The sequence below is a fragment of the Streptomyces sp. CLV115 genome, from assembly GCF_038448545.1.
Taxonomy (GTDB): Bacteria; Actinomycetota; Actinomycetes; order Streptomycetales; family Streptomycetaceae; genus Streptomyces; species Streptomyces sanglieri.
Map to the genome: position 1 here is coordinate 1 of NZ_JBCEWQ010000366.1, position 631 is coordinate 631.

At 70.5% G+C, this 631-nt stretch carries 1 protein-coding gene; it reads left to right on the forward strand.

What is annotated here, in order from left to right; genetic code table 11:
• On the forward strand, positions 1-631 hold a 631-nt coding region (locus tag AADR41_RS42170; protein WP_342287767.1), incomplete at both ends, for a zinc-binding dehydrogenase.

The window sequence follows — 631 nt, forward strand, 5'->3', positions numbered from 1 at the left end:
GCTTCGACGACACCCACCTGGGCAACTCCCGCACCACCGACTTCGAGGACCAGTTCCTCACCGCCACCGACGGCCACGGCATGGACGTCGTACTCGACTCCCTGGCCAAGGAATTCGTCGACGCCTCGCTGCGCCTCCTCCCCCACGGCGGCCGCTTCCTGGAGATGGGGAAGGCGGACGTCCGGGACCGGGACGAGATCGCCCGGCAGTATCCGGGCGTGGCGTACCAGGCGTTCGACCTGATGGAGGCCGGACCCGACCGCATCCAGGAGATGCTGACCGAGCTCGTGGCATTGTTCGAGGCCGGAGCGCTGCGCCCCCTGCCCGTGGTCGCCTGGGACATACGCAAGGCCCGCGAGGCGTTCCGGTACCTGGGTCAGGCGCGCCACATCGGCAAGGTGGCCCTCACGTTGCCGCGTGGGCTGGACCCCGAGGGCACCGTCCTGATCACCGGCGCCACCGGCACCCTCGGCAGCCTCCTCGCCCACCACCTCGTCACCCACCACAACGCCCGCCACCTCCTCCTCACCAGCCGCCGCGGACCCCACGCCCCCGGCGCCACCGAACTCGTCACAGAACTCACCCGAACAGGCGCCCACGTCACCCTCACCGCCTGCGACACAGCAGACCA